The sequence below is a fragment of the Pseudoalteromonas shioyasakiensis genome (assembly GCF_001550135.1).
GTDB lineage: Bacteria > Pseudomonadota > Gammaproteobacteria > Enterobacterales > Alteromonadaceae > Pseudoalteromonas > Pseudoalteromonas shioyasakiensis.
Map to the genome: position 1 here is coordinate 405,514 of NZ_LRUE01000013.1, position 16,281 is coordinate 421,794.

At 40.6% G+C, this 16,281-nt stretch carries 12 protein-coding genes; 6 read left to right on the forward strand and 6 right to left on the reverse strand.

The annotated features are described in order from the left end of the window. Window positions 1-170: 170 nt before the first annotated feature. Together PASHI_RS07000 and PASHI_RS07005 are read left to right on the forward strand one after the other, a co-directional pair. A complete protein-coding gene (locus tag PASHI_RS07000; protein ID WP_062565061.1) occupies window positions 171-1,088 on the forward strand; it encodes a GGDEF domain-containing protein in 918 nt (305 codons plus the stop codon). Beyond that, window positions 1,072-2,070 (forward strand): AraC family transcriptional regulator, encoded by a 999-nt coding sequence (locus tag PASHI_RS07005; protein ID WP_062565062.1) that lies wholly within the window; start codon window positions 1,072-1,074, stop codon window positions 2,068-2,070. The genes PASHI_RS07000 and PASHI_RS07005 overlap by 17 nt, the downstream gene beginning before the upstream one ends. Window positions 2,071-2,102: 32 nt before the next feature. Here PASHI_RS07005 and PASHI_RS07010 read toward each other — a convergent pair whose 3' ends face one another. From PASHI_RS07010 to PASHI_RS07020, 3 genes are all read right to left on the reverse strand, one after another. After that, a complete protein-coding gene (locus PASHI_RS07010) occupies window positions 2,103-3,173 on the reverse strand; it encodes a cytochrome-c peroxidase (RefSeq protein ID WP_062565063.1) in 1,071 nt (356 codons plus the stop codon). Beyond that, complete coding sequence (locus PASHI_RS07015; RefSeq protein ID WP_062565064.1) at window positions 3,166-5,817, reverse strand: TonB-dependent receptor plug domain-containing protein; 2,652 nt, start codon at window positions 5,815-5,817, stop codon at window positions 3,166-3,168. The genes PASHI_RS07010 and PASHI_RS07015 overlap by 8 nt, the downstream gene beginning before the upstream one ends. 289 nt (window positions 5,818-6,106) lie before the next feature. Further along, the gene (locus tag PASHI_RS07020) at window positions 6,107-8,866 is read right to left on the reverse strand and encodes a cadherin-like domain-containing protein (RefSeq protein ID WP_062565065.1); all 2,760 of its coding nucleotides are present in this window, start codon (window positions 8,864-8,866) and stop codon (window positions 6,107-6,109) included. A gap of 261 nt (window positions 8,867-9,127) precedes the next feature. Here PASHI_RS07020 and PASHI_RS07025 point away from each other — a divergent pair, with 261 nt between their 5' ends. The 3 genes from PASHI_RS07025 to PASHI_RS07035 all read left to right on the forward strand — a co-directional run bounded on the left by PASHI_RS07025 (window position 9,128) and on the right by PASHI_RS07035 (window position 12,348). After that, a complete protein-coding gene (locus PASHI_RS07025) occupies window positions 9,128-10,480 on the forward strand; it encodes a magnesium transporter (protein WP_062565066.1) in 1,353 nt (450 codons plus the stop codon). 157 nt (window positions 10,481-10,637) lie between these two features. Further along, window positions 10,638-11,375, forward strand: a complete 738-nt coding sequence (locus tag PASHI_RS07030) for a hypothetical protein (RefSeq protein WP_208855482.1) — start codon at window positions 10,638-10,640, stop codon at window positions 11,373-11,375. A gap of 67 nt (window positions 11,376-11,442) precedes the next feature. Next, on the forward strand, window positions 11,443-12,348 hold the full coding sequence (locus tag PASHI_RS07035; RefSeq protein ID WP_062565067.1) for a tetratricopeptide repeat protein: 906 nt from the start codon (window positions 11,443-11,445) through the stop codon (window positions 12,346-12,348). Here the strand turns inward: PASHI_RS07035 and PASHI_RS07040 are convergent. From PASHI_RS07040 to PASHI_RS07050, 3 genes are read right to left on the reverse strand one after another with little or no spacing between them, the layout of a single operon-like run. Beyond that, window positions 12,345-12,893 (reverse strand): hypothetical protein, encoded by a 549-nt coding sequence (locus tag PASHI_RS07040; protein WP_062565068.1) that lies wholly within the window; start codon window positions 12,891-12,893, stop codon window positions 12,345-12,347. The two genes, PASHI_RS07035 and PASHI_RS07040, sit on opposite strands and share 4 nt — an antisense overlap. 59 nt (window positions 12,894-12,952) lie before the next feature. Then, window positions 12,953-13,648 carry a response regulator gene (locus PASHI_RS07045; protein WP_062565069.1) on the reverse strand — a complete coding sequence of 232 codons (696 nt, stop codon included), beginning with the start codon at window positions 13,646-13,648 and terminating at the stop codon, window positions 12,953-12,955. A 1-nt stretch (window position 13,649) separates the two neighbouring features. Next, a complete protein-coding gene (locus PASHI_RS07050; RefSeq protein ID WP_062565070.1) occupies window positions 13,650-15,167 on the reverse strand; it encodes an ATP-binding protein in 1,518 nt (505 codons plus the stop codon). Between the two features lie 231 nt (window positions 15,168-15,398). Between PASHI_RS07050 and PASHI_RS07055 the strand changes: the two genes are divergently transcribed. Next, window positions 15,399-16,280 (forward strand): dioxygenase family protein, encoded by an 882-nt coding sequence (locus PASHI_RS07055; protein WP_062565071.1) that lies wholly within the window; start codon window positions 15,399-15,401, stop codon window positions 16,278-16,280. Window position 16,281 lies beyond the last annotated feature (1 nt).

Consider the following 16,281-nt stretch of genomic DNA (forward strand, 5'->3'; position numbering starts at 1 on the left):
AGTACTTTTGAGCTGCAATAACCCCATCTTTTTAAGGCAATTACAGTACTTAAAGGGTTTAACAAGGTTTGACTGTCGTTTTGCTGTCACATCATTGAGCTAATATGACCCTGCTGCTTTAAACGCTAACGAGTTAGCATGGCAGCGTGAATTATTGTTAGGTACTGAGAATGCGATATAACCCTTTTACTCATCATCGATTTTTAACCAATGCCGTTATTGCTCTGTTTGTAATTGCGTTTTTGCTAAGCGCGCAAGCAGGAGAATTAAAGCCTTTTGCTGATATCGCATGGTTAGATATTTTAGGCGAGGGTGGCATTGTGCTTATGACCCTTACTTGGATAGCTGCGCTGCTTATTTCGAGGCCGCCCGGCAAAGTCACCAGCTTTTTAGTGCTTGGGCTTGGGCTTTTTATGTTTTCAGCTTCCCTTGATTTATTTGATGAGTGGTTACATCAACCAACCAATACTTGGCTTACTTGGATAGAATCATTGCCTGCGCCGATAGGCATGATTTTCACAAGCCTTGGGCTGTATCAATGGCATCAAGAGCAATACGTACTGAATAGGCAGTTAAAGCGCCGTGAAGCACTGCATCGTGAGCATGAGTTAGTATGCTCAATAACAGGGCTGTATAAGGCTGATTACTTACAAGCAGTGTTAAAAGAACAATTAAGTGAGCCACAGCCACTGCAACTGGCCGCCATTGATATTCGTGGTTTTGCTGATTTTAACGCTGAATTTGGCTTTATCGAAGGCGACCGCTTACTCCGTGAAGTGAGCGAGCTTTTATTGATGAATTGCCGCCTTAGCGATGTGGTGTGCCGCTATGCAGGAGACTGCTTTATGGTGCTAATGCCAAACACCAGCGCAGTACAAGCGAAAGAGCAGGTGGCGCAAATTACCTCGGCGCTGAGCCATTGTGCATTTAAGGTCGAAGGTGCAAAACACGCTAAGTTTCAAGATGTAACAGCGGCCTTAGTAGAAAGTATGCAAGGCGATACACCACAAAGTTTAAGCTCGCGTTTACACGCTAAGTTACAACAACAAAAACAACAAAGAGTCAGCCATTGTGAAGCCGTATCTTAATCAAGATGACAAATACCTCACCGCACAGGGCCTGATCACCACGCTGGTGGAGCTGGCCTTAAGTCGCGGCATTGCACTACATAAGTTACTCAGAGGCACAGGGGTGTTTGAGCAAGACTTAATGAGTGTGCAGCATCAGTTTAGTATTTCACAGCAAGTGCGTTTATTGACGCAGTTTAAGCAGTTGATGAAATCTGCCGACAGCGGCTTTTTATTAGGCAGTCAACTGGCAAACGATACCTCTGTTGCTGCTCAAGGCGTGTTACATGCAGCGCACATCGGCCAAGCTTTAAAGCAGTTACACAATTTGCGCATGCAACTGGCACCTTTGTTATTTAGTTATAGTTATGTGCATAACGAGCAGTATTACATTGTGCTGCAAAATGCTGTGGGCTTGGATGATGAAATCAGCCAGTACGTAATGGAAATTTATAGCGCCGCGTTTTACCAAATCCTTAAAAAAGTAGCGGGTGAGCGAGTCCCTTGTCAGTTTGAGTTTGCCTATAAACGCGCCAGACATAGCCAAGAATACGAGCAGCATTTAGGCCTTAAAGTCGCTTTTGAAAAGCCTATAACCCGTTGGGTATTGAATAAACAAACGCTTAGGCTCACTAACCCCGCGTTTAGTAGTTTTAGGTTCTCACAAATTAACTCGCAACTAGCGGCATTAAATTCTGCAAATAGCACCTTTGTTGAAGCCGTGAGCCGATTAATTTATCAAACTCCGGCGTTAAATTTAGATCAAGTAGCCAGCCAATTTGCCATGAGCCCTGCAACCTTCAAGCGTAAATTAAAAGCTCATGGCGTACGTTTTTCTACCTTGTATGATGAGCAAAGTAAGCGCAAAGCGATTTACCTGCTTGCCATACGGGAACAATGTAATGAGCAAGTTGCCATGCGCTTATCATTTTATGATATTGCTAATTTCAGACGAGCGTTTAAACGCTGGACCGGGCTTACGCCAAGTCAATTAAAGGGGTAAGAAAGCCCGCTCTTATCGCTAAGAGCGTGCAGTTAAAGGGTTTCTAAAAATGCGATGAGTGCATTTTTTTCATCCTTACTGAGCTCTAACTTATGCAGTAACTCAGTTGTCTGTGGGTAGTTTGGATCATCTTTAAATTTTTTTCTCGGTTTTGGCCTTGCTCCACCTGCGTTGTAGAAGTTGACTATCCCTAGCAAACTTTGAAAGCCACCATGGTGCATCCAAGGCGTACTTTGTTGTAACGCTAAAAGAGAAGGGGTTCTAAACTTGCCAATATCAGCGGAGTCTTGGGTGGCATCAAAACGCCCTAAATCTTGAAGTTTTCTACCATAAAAATGTAGCCCCGTAACATGGAATTCATTGTCGCTGAGTAAAGCACCTTCATGACAAGTCATACACCTCGCCTTGGTTCTAAATAAATGTAAGCCTTCAAGTTGTTGATCGTCTAAAAGTGCGACAGCTTCACTAGGACTCGTTTGCGCTTTATCGATAAACCGCGTGAATAATGACTCAGGTACATCAAAGGTGCGCTCAAAAGCAACAAGCGATAGAGCTAATAGCTCCTTATTAAGCGCTTCTTTGCCAAAGGCATTGAGTATTGGTTTTTTATAGTCCTCAGCCCTGTTTATTTTATTAAGCACAAGCTCAACCGAACTGCCCATTTCTATTGGGTTTTCAATTGGCATTAATGCTTGCTGAGCTGCAGTTTTAGCTCTGCCATCCCAAAAGAAGCTTTGCCAATGATCAATACCAATAATGGCTTGGGTGTTTCGCGTTCCGACTTGACCGCCAATGCCGACAGCTAACTTTCGTCTGTCTGAAAACGCCAATCGAGACTCATGACAACTTGCGCAGCTTACCGTGTTATCTCGTGACAAGCGGGTATCGTTAAATAGTTTTTCACCTAATGCGATGATCTCATCACTTTGATTAATCGGCTTGGCTTTTAAAGGTTTGAGCGGTGCAGCTGGCACATCTTTACTGCTAATAATAGCTGGCCACTCATGCTGTGGCTTTGCGTATAATTCTCGTAATGACTGCTCTTGCGCAAAGGCGCTCGCTGTAAAAATGCTGCACGTAAAGAGAAATAACCATTTATTCATAGTTATACGACACCCCTAACCAAAACATTCTACCGGGTTCAATACCTGAGTTTCCTTCTGTAATAGCATGGCTACGTGCATTGAATAAGTTGCTGATATCAAGGCGAACTTCAACAGATTGAGATTGACTTATTTGATAATCCCAACGGCTACTTAATGCAAACATAATGCGAGAATCAAAGGTATGTGCTTCGTACTTTGGCACAAATATTTCAACTGCTTCACACGTAGTACACTCACTACCAATACCAATTCGTTGATCGCTACTAGACTTAATAGCGGTTGTGTAACTGCCGCTGTAGGTTGCTGTTAAACCAGTTGAAAAAGTATCAGTCCAATCTGTATTCCAACCAAAGTTAGCAGTTACTGGGCGACCAAAATTCGCTTTTAGGGTATCTAACTCAGATAAGCTCATGAGCTCACCCTCATAGTAAACCAGTGACTCAATAGGGGTGTTGTCGGGTGTTGCAGTGTAGTCACTATTGCTTTCACTATTTTGGCTATAAGATGCATTGGCCCATATTGAATGGTCGCCAAATTTTGCATCCCAAGACAGTGAGTAACGTTCGCTTTCGCCAGTACCATTATTATAAATAGTAATATATTGATAACCATCGTTTTTTAGGTTGGTTTCTTTATTTCTAGATAGCTGGTCTTTTTTGTCGCGATGTACGTATTTCACTGCAAAGTTACCGAAACTCTCGGTAGCATGGCGAAGACCTAGCGCAATTTCATCATCGTAAGGGCTTTTTACATCGTCAAAAATATAACGAAAGTTACCTGTGTAAGAAGAAGGAAGCCAAGCTTGTAAGTAACCACTTTGAATAGGACGGTACTCACGATAAGCGAACTTTTGTTGCTCTTTAATTTTATAACCGAGTAGGCCTGCATCGTAATAACGGTTTAAACCAGCAGTCAGTAGTGTATTGCCATCGTTAAATACGTCATAACCCATTGATAAGCGTGGCGCGATATTGTGATTTTTGAAAAAATCATCGTAGTCGTATCTAACACCTAAATGAAAATCAAACTGCTTCCAAGTGATCACATCGGTTGCATACAGTGCTGCTTTATTTAAGCTTACATCGATATTTTCACGTGGCGTGACAAGACGGGAGTTAAAATACTGGGCTGTTGTCGCGACGTTATTCGAGTAGGCAAGTAAGTGCTCTGGGTTATTAAAGTCGATACTACCGCCTAATTGTTCGGCAAGGGTATCTAAATCAACATAAAAACTTTGCTCAACACAATCAAGGGTATAGCCACTACAATTAAGTTGTGCGTTGGTTGATGAGTATTGAACTGGTGAGTCATACTTATAATAGTTTTGTTGGCGAGTACGCTCATAGTTTTGATGGTTAAGTTCAGCGCCCACGCGAATGGCATGTTCGGTATTGCCCCACTTTTTACGCTCAAGTGTTAAGGTATTTCGCCAATTAAAGCTGGTTTGCGTATTATCAAGATTGCCATAGCCGCCGTACTCTGAAACAGGAGTTGAGTCGACGCTTTGATCGGCTAATTGACCCCACTCTTTGCCTTTTGCTTGAAGCCAAATGTAATAATGCTCAGGGCCTGTGCGATTGTTATCACTTTGGCTCATATTGAATTCACTGCTGAAGTGACCAAAGCGAGTTTCTTCAGCTAAATTTGCAGTAAAACCAATGCTGCCACCCTCAACTTGATAGTCACTATTGAGAACGTCTTTCAAGTACGAGTCTGAAGTATATGGGGCATACATAACGCTTAAATCAAGTGAATCAACCCAGCCATCGCGATAGCTGTACTTCAGTAAGGCATTGATGTTTTCTCTACTTTCGACCTTCTGTGCTGAGAGCGAAATATCCGAAATATCACTTTTTAAATAGCTAACGCTCATTAGTAACGCATGCTGTTCATTTAACTTTTTTTGGATTGAAAAATCGATATTCGTTTTTTCATAGATTGGCGGCTCAAGGTCGTCTTTGCCCTCTGCGGTGTCATCAGGCTCATCGTTATCGATTATATGGTACTCCCCCCAATCACTGCGATTACCACGGATACCAAAGCTCACACGAGTATCTGTAGAAAAAGGTGAAATTGTTTCGGCATCGACCACGCCACCAGAAAAGTCACCAAAGTCTGCTGGAATGTTATGGTCGTAAACAGTAATCGACTCAACAATTTGACTGTTAATATTCATGCTCTGCACACCGCCTGACACCTCATTTTCAGAGGCTCCAATACGGCTCGCACTGGCAGGATCAAGACGATTGTTATAATTCATACCATCAATCATAAAGCCTGTTTGCCAAGGCTTTGCACCCGAGATACTTATTTCAGGGGCGCTAATTTCAGCAAGGTTATCAATTGAGTAGTAGTCTTCACTTAATTGCACGCCCGGTAGTAAGGCAATCAATTCGTTGATATCACCATTACCTTTAGGGGTTGCTTCGATGAAGTCTCTATCTAAATAGGCACGACCTATCACCTCAGGTACTTCAATTCCGATGTATTGCCCTTTAACAGTAATGCGCTCTATCTCTTTGCATTGCTTATTGTTCTTATCGTTACATTGAGGATCTGTTGTTTGTTGCTTTACTTCATTAGCGTGTAAAGGGCCATTAAGTAAAAGCATCAAACACGCTGATAAGTAGCGCATTTGCATGGTAAAACTCCTGAAATAGTACCAATTAGGTTAAAGAGAAGGCCGCTTAGGAGCTGGCAATAGTTAATTACCTTTATTAAATAGCTTAATTTGTTGCATATTTTGCACAAAGGTAAGAGCGGGTGATTGTATCAATTAAAAATGCGAATAGAAATAGATCTCAATTGTATTTGTTGGGTTTTTAACTTTTTAAGGAATATTAAATTCTTTTAGTTTGTGTTTTTATGAATTTTTTGAGGTTTTTAACTTGACGGGCGAGGCATGATTGCCTCGCCGTGATATGAACGTACTACTCCCCTAAAGGAGTTAAATCGATACTGTCTTCAATACCATCATTGTCGGCATCGTTATCAGCAATTAAGCCTGAGTCGGCAATTGCTTGCTCTGATGCGCCTGATAAGAAGAAGTTGGGTTTACCATCGTGGTCCGTATCGATACTCGCAATCGAAGATGTAGGGAAGTCATCTCTTTGAGCTAGTAAGTTAGCATAAAGGGCTGTAAGTGATAGCTTATCAGCTTCTGCATTGACCGAGTGCTCAATTAACTCTTTTACCGCGGCATCATTGCCAAGTAGGGCTTGAAAAGTAAGCAATGTTTCAAGGTTGCTTTGTATAACTTTATCGTCTTGTAAGAGTATAAACGTATTTGCATTTGCTACAAATGGTTCTAACATTTCAATTGTTTCAGCATAAGCTGAAGCATATTGCTCGTTATTTACTTGGAATCTAACTAATGATGAGGTGAGAGAGTAGCTTTCGAATAGTCCACCACTTATTTCACCAGTGCTAAGTGTCGCGTAAAGTGCTTTAGTAAGTAGAGATTTATAGTCATTAATATCAAGGTTTGATTGTTCTGATTGAAGTGTGGTCAAGCTGATATCTAACCAATTTAATGCCATATCAATTAGCCCAGCTTGCACAAGGTAACCGAGTGAACTTAATCGCCATTCTATTTGTGTTTGTTTTTTATCAAACAAATTAATTAGAGTGTTAAGTTTTTCTGCGGTGATAGCTATCGATTCAGGTTGAGATACGAGCCCGAAAGTAGCTAGCTGGTGATTCAATGCATAAGCAGCTGCGTCGGTAGTGAAGTTAGTATTATTTTCAATAAAGTAAGTATCTATAATATCTGAACAGCGCTGTGCGTAATTTTTAGCTTGTTGCTCATTACCTAATGCTATTGCAAGATCGACTAGACCAGCACAACCATACCGGTCAGTAATGTAAGTAATTCTAGTCTGGCTTAAAACATAGTCTTCAGAAAATAGTATATCTGCGGCGTAATCCGCCAGAATTAGGCCAAGTTCATTTTCACCTCGAACTCGAAGAATATCAGCTGCACCAGGTTGGCCTGATGAAGTTATAAGTGTTTGATAGAAGCTTGTTGCATTAGGTGATTCGCCACTCATAAAGTATTCTTTCGCGTTTTGTACTGCATCATCTATGGTGATACCTGCTTGTAGCTTGTTAGCTACTTCATAAGCAAAAGAGAATTCAACAGCATCATCTTTGTCGTCTTGATCTGTGAGTAAAGCAAAAGCGGGATTATTTGAAAGCTCTACATCATATAAAGCTTTAATATTTGCTGTTAAAACTTCTAATGGATAGGTGTATGAAGCTAAAGTTGCTTCTGCATATGGGCTTGCAGTAAAGCTATATGTATTATCAAAACCAACAACACCATAATATGAAAGCGCTAAGTTCGTATAATATTTTGCCAAATCAACTTCATTGAGTTGTATAAAAGATTGAGCAGACCATGCAATGTAAAGTGCCCGCATACGCTCAGTTGGTTGGCCTTTGTAGTCACCTGACTTTTGTATAAAGTAACCGATTTTTTCACTTAATTCGGCCATGGCTTGAGTGACTTTTACTCCTTCATTTCTTACTGTTTCTTTGTGGGTTGCAGCATATTGCTCTTTAGAAGATTCAACGGTTTTTTTGATTGCAGATATGAACCTAATATAAGTCTTATTATATTCTTCTGTATAAACTTCATTTGCATAAAGTTTTAGTGTGTCTAACATGGCTTGAGCGGCCTCAGTTTGGCCAGCTGCGTTGTATTGATTCGTTAGAGTCAGATAAAAGCCCGGATCTGAGTTGCTGATATTATCCAGTCCTTTTTCAGCAAGGTATTGATTGTAAAGAGTTGCAGCATCTTGTCTAAATGTTAAAGCTTTTTCACTTAAATTTATTAAATCAAGAGATTTTGCTGCATCTAAATAGGCATTTGCTTTTGTGTCTATTGCTGTAATTTTGTTGAAGTGTTCGTCTGCTTTTTCGGCAAAGCCTGCAATAAGGTAACCAATAGCTAATTGTGTGTTTACTTCGTCCATGTAAATATCGTCATTGATATTTTCACTAATCGCTTCAGCTTGTTTTAAATGAGACTTATCTGAGCTGTAGTAGTAATTGAGCTTATCTTCGTTCGTAACATACGAAGGTTTTAATTCAATGGTTGCGCTGATAGGCGAGCTAATATTGCCATCGGTAAATTCAATAACAAAACTGTCGTTAATTTCTGACAGCGTTTCTGCGGTAAATGTAAATGCCCCTGTTTGTTCATCTAGAGTAAGGGTACCGTTGGTAGGAGGCGTTACTAAAGAGACAGTTACAGTGTCACCGTCGGCATCATTAAAAGTTAATGAACCTTCAGTTGTTGTTGAGGTGGTTACAGTGATTGACTGGCTCGTAAGCGTTGGTGCATCGTTAACGTTGTTAACCGTAAAAGTAAGTAATGCATCAGTACTTAAGCTGCCGTCAGTGGCGATAACGGTTACTGTGTCTTGGCCTGCAAAATTTTCTTTTGGGGTATAGGTAAATGTACCATCAGCATTTAAAGCAAATAGTCCGTTACTTGCTGCAGAGCCTAGGGTATAGCTAACAGCGTCATCATCTGCTGCCACAACTTGGCCCGTAATAGATGTGTCTTCATCTAATGTGAATGTTAAGTTGCTGGTGAACTCAGGTGCATCATTACTATCTGAACCACCGCATCCAGTGAGAGAAAATGCAATCACAAGTGGTAAATACTTTATTCTATTTTTCATGCTGATACCCGTATTTATTATTGAGAAAGTTAAGGAGGGCTGAGATGTTATCATTATAATGCGAATGATAATAGATCTTAATTGTATTTGGGTGTGCTTTTTTATGCAATTGTGACTCTCTAGCTTGAAACAGTGATTTAAAAATGATGTTTTACAGCTGGGGATAATTGTTTGGTTTCAAAAAATATACCTTTTCAGAGCAGTTATTTTTCCCGAGCTGCGTTAGACTATTGTTATTGATGTAATTAACCGAGGTCTCAAATGATTGAGTATCCTGTTGACCAACTTCCCCAGTTAATTGATGATTTGCTTCAGTGTGACACCACAACACGTAAAAATAAGTTACTTGCTGATGCTAAAGAAAAGCTTTCTACTGAACATTTATCGTTATTGTTTGAAGCCTTACCTAAAGAGCAGCGTTTAGAAATATGGCAATTACTTGATGAAGATACACAACATGAAATCTTCATTAACCTAGGTGGCGATAGCTGTCGTTGGTTATTGCAAAGTCTAGATGAAGCCGAAGGCTTTAAGTTACTTGACGAAGTGAGCGTAGAAGAGTTACTTGAACTTGAAGAAATTATTCCTGAGCGCTTTGTTGATTATGCACGCAGACAACTTGATGAAGTTCAAACAAAACAGTACGACCTTGCACAGCAATATAATCCAGAGCAGTTAGGTCACTGGCTCGATTTTGATGCGCTAAAAGTGTCAGAAAAACTCACCGTGGCAGGCGCGCGTAAAATTTTTCAAAAAGGTTTACCGCAATATACCGAGGTGATTTATCTAGTCAGTCGTAAGGGCACTCTCATTGGTGAAGTGGCTATCAACGCTTTATTTAAAGCTAATGATAACGACAGCCTGCTGGATTACGCGAACCTTGATGTATCGGCTTTACATGCTGATGACGACCTATACGAAGCCGCTGAAGTGGTTATTCACAGTGAGCAAATGGCGATGCCAGTTGTTAATGCCGACAACAAACTATTAGGTCGATTATCAGTGTCATCAGCTTATGAATTGCGCCAAGAAGTCACCGACGAAGCGGCTGCAAAAGCCGGTGGTCTTCGTGAAGACGAGGATCTGTTCTCAAGCGTCACTAAATCGGCAAAAAACCGCGGTATTTGGCTTGGTATTAACTTAGCAACGGCGTTTTTGGCCTCTTGGTTTATCGGTTTGTTTGGTGCAACTATCGAGCAAGTGGTTGCGCTGGCGGTATTAATGCCGGTTGTCGCTTCTATGGGCGGTATTGCAGGTAGTCAGACGTTAACGGTAATTGTGCGCGGTTTAGCGCTTGGTCAGGTTACCGACTCCAACCGTAGAGCACTGCTGAAAAAAGAGCTAAGAGTGGGGGCGCTAAATGGTTGTGTTTGGGCCTTTGTGATTGGTGTACTCACTTATTTTTGGTTCAACGATGGCATGTTAAGTTTAACAATTACTATCGCTATTTTACTTAACTTGGTTGCTGCTTCGTTATCAGGGGTAGTGATCCCATCGATTTTAGATAAGCTTAAAATCGATCCAGCCCTTTCAGGTTCTGTGATCCTGACCACAGTCACCGACATCGTTGGCTTTGTCACCTTCCTAGGTTTAGGTAGTTTACTCCTTCTTTAAGGGATCGGATGCTGGCTAAAGTAGTGTTTAGCCGGCTTTTACTAGATTATCCTCCCTCTAATGTGAAGTTTTTCAAAGAACATAAAATAAACACTTTTATTTACCTAATACACAGTTATTATGAATTGTGACTCAGTCAAACTAAAAGGACGTTAATATGGTACTAGGTAAAAAAGGTGCGCTCGCTGCTTTATCGGTAATTTCAGTGTTTAATGTATCAGCGGCGCAAACTACAACTGGTGAACAAACTAAGCTGAGCGAAGATCCCACCAAGGTCGTCACTCAGTTTGGAGCAAGTTATTCAGATGAATTAAGGATCACCGGTTCGCTAAGTTTGGGAGCAGTTAAAAAGCTTAATGCCAGTGTGAGTGCCAATGGCGATGAATGGCGTGTTGGTGGCTCGTGGCTATTTGATATTGGCATTGTTAATTTTAACTTTGGTAAGCAAAGTTATGATCAGGGAGCTGAGCGTACAACCTATAGTGTTGGCACCTTTATGCCACTGAGTTACTTTGATATTGCGCCCTATGGTTGGCAAATTTTCGCTATGGGTGGTTATAGCCATGTTGATGGTGAAATTGCTTGTTTAGCAGGGCAAGGTGCGTGTTTAACAACAGAAATACCTGGCCCTGAGGGTTGGGTGCTCATTCCAAACAGTAGTGATGGTGGTTACTTGGGCGCGTTTGCTTTAAAGCCATTATCCGAAAAATGGACATTAATGACTGCTGCGGCTTATTCGGTGGGGTCTAACGATTATTCAGGGTATTTCGCCGCTATTGGTGCAAGTTATCAATTTGATAAGCAACAAAGTTTTAAACTATTTGCTGCAACAGAAGACAGTGATTATGGCTCAGATCAAAACTTAGTGCTGGGTTACACCTATCAATTTAATTAAAAACTACTGTTATAAGTTGTTAAATTTTGTTAGTTTTCTGAGTGAGTTATCGCTGAGAAAATAGAGCATGAAGAAAAAGTTAGCCTTGTTATTGTTAGGATTATCGAGCCTTAATGCCAATGCCTCTGAAAACTTTAGTGATCATGAGATGTTTTGTGAGCAACAATCACAAATTAGTTGCTTAGATTACATTAATCAACAGCTAGCAAGCAGTGAGCTTGGCTCTGCGCGTTGGTATGAAATTAAATCTTATCAGTTTGATTATTTCTACGACAAAATGGAATATCAAATCTTGAAAGATAGCACTGAGCCTTTCATTACCAGTGAAGAGTTACCTGTTGTATTTCAGGTGCAAGTTTACTTTTATTACGCCAAATCAATGCATTATTTAGGCGACTTCGAAACAGGTCGTAAATATGCCACAAAAGCATTTGAAAAACTGCAAGCAATCTTCGACTCCTTTGGTAACCCTATGCGTATGGTTGAATTGGCTAATCTACAATACGTGTTTGGCAACAAAGAAACGGCATTGCAAATTCTTGATAGGGCAGAGCGACGCTTTGGCAAAAGCAAAGATCCCATTTTCCACTTTGAACTGGCTTCGAATAAAGCAAATGTTTATCACTCATTAGGTGATATAGACGGTGCACTTGCAAATCGAAACACTGCCGCTGATTGGATTTTAAAAACCAACCATAACCGCAAAATCTCTGTTGCTTTAGGTAATTTAGCTCGTACCCACCAACTTCTGGCAAATTATGAGCAAGCCGATGAAGTTTATGTACAGTCTCTTAAGTACATGGATACAGATTCAGATCGACATGTGATTGCTATTTATAAGTTACGTCTTGCTGAAATCAATTGGCAAGCAGGAAAGCAAGATCAAGCATTAAAATGGTTTAAGCAAGTGCATAAAGAAGACATTCGGCAATCACATGCGAAACTTTACGCACATCTAGGTAACGTGCTTTAGATAGTGTAAAAACACCCTGGTTTTTCGTCTTCACCCGGCGCTAAAATTTGTAGATGGGTTGACTCACCTTGTTCCATCAAAGGCTTCATAGTTTTATCAAACTGCTTAGCGGCATGTTCAATTAATTTTGCTTGCTGTTCCAGTGCTTTAAAATCGGCATCATGAGCAGCCATAAGTTTATTGAGTTCTTTAGCCAGCTTATCTTGCTCTTTTAATAAACTTTTATTAATTCGCAAGTGGTTCTCGTCTTCAGCAACTGCTTCTTCGGTGATTGCTTCTATTTGCTCAGAGTACTCAGAAACTTGTAGCTCTATGTCATTAATTGGTTGCTCAAGTGCTTCAAGTTTTACTTGTTCACGCTCAAGCTCTAGGTATGCTGCAATTTGCTCGTTATTGAGGGGACTTTCGCTTACCTTTTTACAGTCTTTAAAAGTGATAACGCGATAATCACCTTGGTTGTTTGTTGTGCTGGCATTTGAGAGGCCAATACAGGCAGTAGTGGCTGTGATTAAGAGTGCACTTACGCTAATACGTACTAAATTCATAATGATGTCCTAATGGGTTATGTTATTTAGTTAGTCGTCGCAAGTGTGAAAAAGGTTGTTTAAATTTTAAATTTATATCCCACGCCATAAATTGACTCAATGTAATGGCTATCAGGATCGGCTTGAGTCAGCTTTTTACGCAAGTTTTTAATGTGCGAATCAATACTGCGCTCGTAGCTCTCAAAGTACTTCCCTTGGGTCATGGTCAGTAAATCTTGGCGTGAAAAAACTTTATTAGGTGAGGCAATTAATATTTTTAATAAACTAAATTCATTAATTGTAAGTTTCAGTTCTTCATTTTTTACCAGTACTTTGTATTCGCTCGGATCAACAATAATATTGCCCGCTTTGAATGTACTAGGTTTGCTACTTGGCATTCGGCGTCGTTTTAAAATAGCTTTCACACGCGCCATTAACTCTTTTGGTTTGAATGGTTTAGTAACATAGTCATCGGCACCAACATCAAAACCAATTAAATGATCAATTTCTTCAACCCGTGCCGTAAGCATAATAATAGGCACATCACTGAATTGTCTTATCTTGCTACACAACTCGATGCCGTTAGTGCCAGGCAGCATGATATCGAGAATAATCAAATCAGGGTTTAGCTCATTAACAGCATCCAGTGCGCAGTTGCCATCGTGAATTAGGCTTGTTTTAAACCCTTCAAGATATAAATACTTTTCTATTAATTCGGCAATTTTAACTTCGTCTTCAATAACGAGAATATGCTGTTTAGCTAAGGTTTCTGACATATTATTGCGCCTCTGCAAGCGGGAGTTTTAACGTTATACACAGACCGCCTAAACGGCTTTTAGTTGCATTAATTTTTCCCAGGTGGGCTTCAACAATTGTTTGGCAAATTGCCAAGCCTAAGCCAAAACCGCCGGTTTTTCTGTTACGAGAGCTATCGGTGCGATATAAGCGATCAAATAGTTTTTCAAGAGCCTCATCAGGAACACCGGGGCCTGAATCTTCTATCGACAAAAATACATGATGGTTAGACACGGTTAAATCTAACCAGACTTTTTGCTGTTCATCTGTATAGCGTAAATTATTTTCTAAAATGTTTTGTAGTACCTGCGTAATACGATTTTGGTCGGCCAAAACCATTACCGTTTGCTCTGGTAAGGTGGCATTAAGCGTGATGTTTTTGGATTGAAATTTAAACGCATACTTATGCGCTTGTAGGGCTACCAAGGCATTAAAATCAATGGCTTCCATGTGATAGTTAAAGCTGTGTCTGTCAAGTGAGCTGACTTTATGTAAGTCGTTCACAAGTCGGCTTAACAGCGCCACTTCTTCTTGCAGTGAGCTTATTGCTTTTTGGTTTGGTTCGATAATGCCATCGTTAATAGCCTCTAATTCACCCTCTAAAATAGTTAATGGCGTGCGTAGTTCATGAGAAATATCCATAAGCCATTGGCTTTGCTGCGACTCAAAGCGTCTGAGCTCTGTGGCAATACGATTAAAATCATCCGCTAAGGTCGCAAATTCATCACTACTGTTGACGGTTATTTTGGTCTCAAACTCTCGCTCTGCAAGGGCTTTTGCGCCTTTTTTCAGCTGCGAAATAGGGTTAGTAAAATGACGTGCGAGTAAGTAACTAAATAATAACGCAATTAATAAACCAATCCCTGCTGTCCACAAACTGATATTAATTTGTGTATTTAGGTAATGCTGAGTTAGCGCGCTAACATGATTGCGGTTAGCATGCAGCTGAAGCACCGCAACAACCTCGCCATTGTGGGTGATTTCTTGCTCGTTCACGACCTCAGTTTCGGTATTGCCTGCAATCAATATTTCGCCTTTTTCATCAAGCAAACTTAGGCGCTTTTCAAAGGGCATGAAGTCATCAGCCATGGGGTTATTGCGAGGTGGCGGCTCATGCATGTCAGCAAAGTTTGCAAGCTCGTTAAACTCATTTGGTGGGGCAAATTCAGGTGCTTGATCGAACGATGGTGGCATCCCAAAGTCATCGGGGGGTGGCATCGGCTCATTTTGCATATGCTTTTCAGGAGGCCCATTTAATGGAAAAGGGTCGGGCTCTCCTGGTTTTGGGCTATTGGGCGAAAACAATAAACGGCTTGAATGAAAATTACGGTTGATTAACTCATACCACAGGGCTTTAGAATCGATAAACATCCCAATCGAACCCGTTTGCTGATACTGCAGGCTAATTTCAGAGGCTATTCGGTTAAATGCTTCGTTATCTATATCTTCAAATACATTATTTAGCATACGCTTATTGGAAATTGCATTCAGACCAAACATGGTCAGCACCAGTAGTAGCGTAATGATAAGATTGGTAATTAAGAGTTTGTGAATTAACTTCATAGATGTAATAGTAAAATGTAATAGCCAGAAATGAATATACTATAAATGTCTATTTTTTGGCATGTGCATCCTAGTCACTCTATAAAAGCACCACTTTTTCTACACAAAGTCTCTACATTTGTTCTTTATACTCGACGTTAATTACTCATGTTAGCGAAGGGGCACAAGATGACTTTAAAACCTGAACTTTATACTCGAAGAAAAATGCTTAAAACATTAGGTGTTTCAGTTGCTGCTGTGCCTATGTTGGCATTTTTAGGCTGTAACTCAGATACAGTATCGTCAACAGATACAACATCAGATACAGACACTTCAACAGGCACAGATACCAGCACTGATACAGACGATACAACAACCACGAACGACAGTGATTATGTATCGGGCACAACAGCACTTATTACTGATGACTTTCCTGATGACAGTATTTTTGAAACATCAACAGCATGTGTGTTAGCACTTACTGAGGCAACAACCGAAGGCCCATGTTACTTCCAAGCTGATTCAGACGAAGATATTTCGGATGGCCTAACGGGTTTACCTATGATGCTGTGCTTACAGTTAATTGATAGCGACTGTAACCCATTAGCAAATTATGAAATCTCGGTTTGGCACTGTGATACCAGCGGTATTTACTCGGGCGATACTAGCAGTAGTTCTGATAGCTCACGTTTTGCCGGTGACTTCTGTACAGGTGGCGATGCCGAAGCTGAGGCAAGTACTTGGTACCGTGGTTCATTGATCACAGATAGCAGTGGCCGTGTGAACTTTAAAACGCATTTCCCTGGTTGGTATTCTGGCCGTACTATTCATATTCACTTTAAAGTAGCAAACAACAATAACGACTATGTAATTAGCCAGTTCTGTTTTACTGATGCGTTTGCAAGAGAAATTTGTACCACTCACAGCGATTACAAATCACGCGGTGAACAAGATACAACTCTTGCTAGCATCGATAACGTGTTTGGTAGTGATTATGAGCAGTTTATTTTAAACACAGCACAAAATAGTGATGGCACTTTATTGGCGTATCACACTATTCAAATTAGTTAAT

Excerpts from the sequence above, each read along its gene's own strand:
- PASHI_RS07000 (WP_062565061.1), top strand. The coding sequence starts at position 171 with ATGCGATATAACCCTTTTACTCATCATCGATTTTTAACCAATGCCGTT.
- PASHI_RS07010 (WP_062565063.1), bottom strand. The coding sequence starts at position 3,173 with ATGAATAAATGGTTATTTCTCTTTACGTGCAGCATTTTTACAGCGAGC.
- PASHI_RS07015 (WP_062565064.1), bottom strand. The coding sequence starts at position 5,817 with ATGCAAATGCGCTACTTATCAGCGTGTTTGATGCTTTTACTTAATGGC.
- PASHI_RS07020 (WP_062565065.1), bottom strand. The coding sequence starts at position 8,866 with ATGAAAAATAGAATAAAGTATTTACCACTTGTGATTGCATTTTCTCTC.
- PASHI_RS07025 (WP_062565066.1), top strand. The coding sequence starts at position 9,128 with ATGATTGAGTATCCTGTTGACCAACTTCCCCAGTTAATTGATGATTTG.
- PASHI_RS07030 (WP_208855482.1), top strand. The coding sequence starts at position 10,638 with ATGGTACTAGGTAAAAAAGGTGCGCTCGCTGCTTTATCGGTAATTTCA.
- PASHI_RS07035 (WP_062565067.1), top strand. The coding sequence starts at position 11,443 with ATGAAGAAAAAGTTAGCCTTGTTATTGTTAGGATTATCGAGCCTTAAT.
- PASHI_RS07040 (WP_062565068.1), bottom strand. The coding sequence starts at position 12,893 with ATGAATTTAGTACGTATTAGCGTAAGTGCACTCTTAATCACAGCCACT.
- PASHI_RS07045 (WP_062565069.1), bottom strand. The coding sequence starts at position 13,648 with ATGTCAGAAACCTTAGCTAAACAGCATATTCTCGTTATTGAAGACGAA.
- PASHI_RS07050 (WP_062565070.1), bottom strand. The coding sequence starts at position 15,167 with ATGTTTGGTCTGAATGCAATTTCCAATAAGCGTATGCTAAATAATGTA.
- PASHI_RS07055 (WP_062565071.1), top strand. The coding sequence starts at position 15,399 with ATGACTTTAAAACCTGAACTTTATACTCGAAGAAAAATGCTTAAAACA.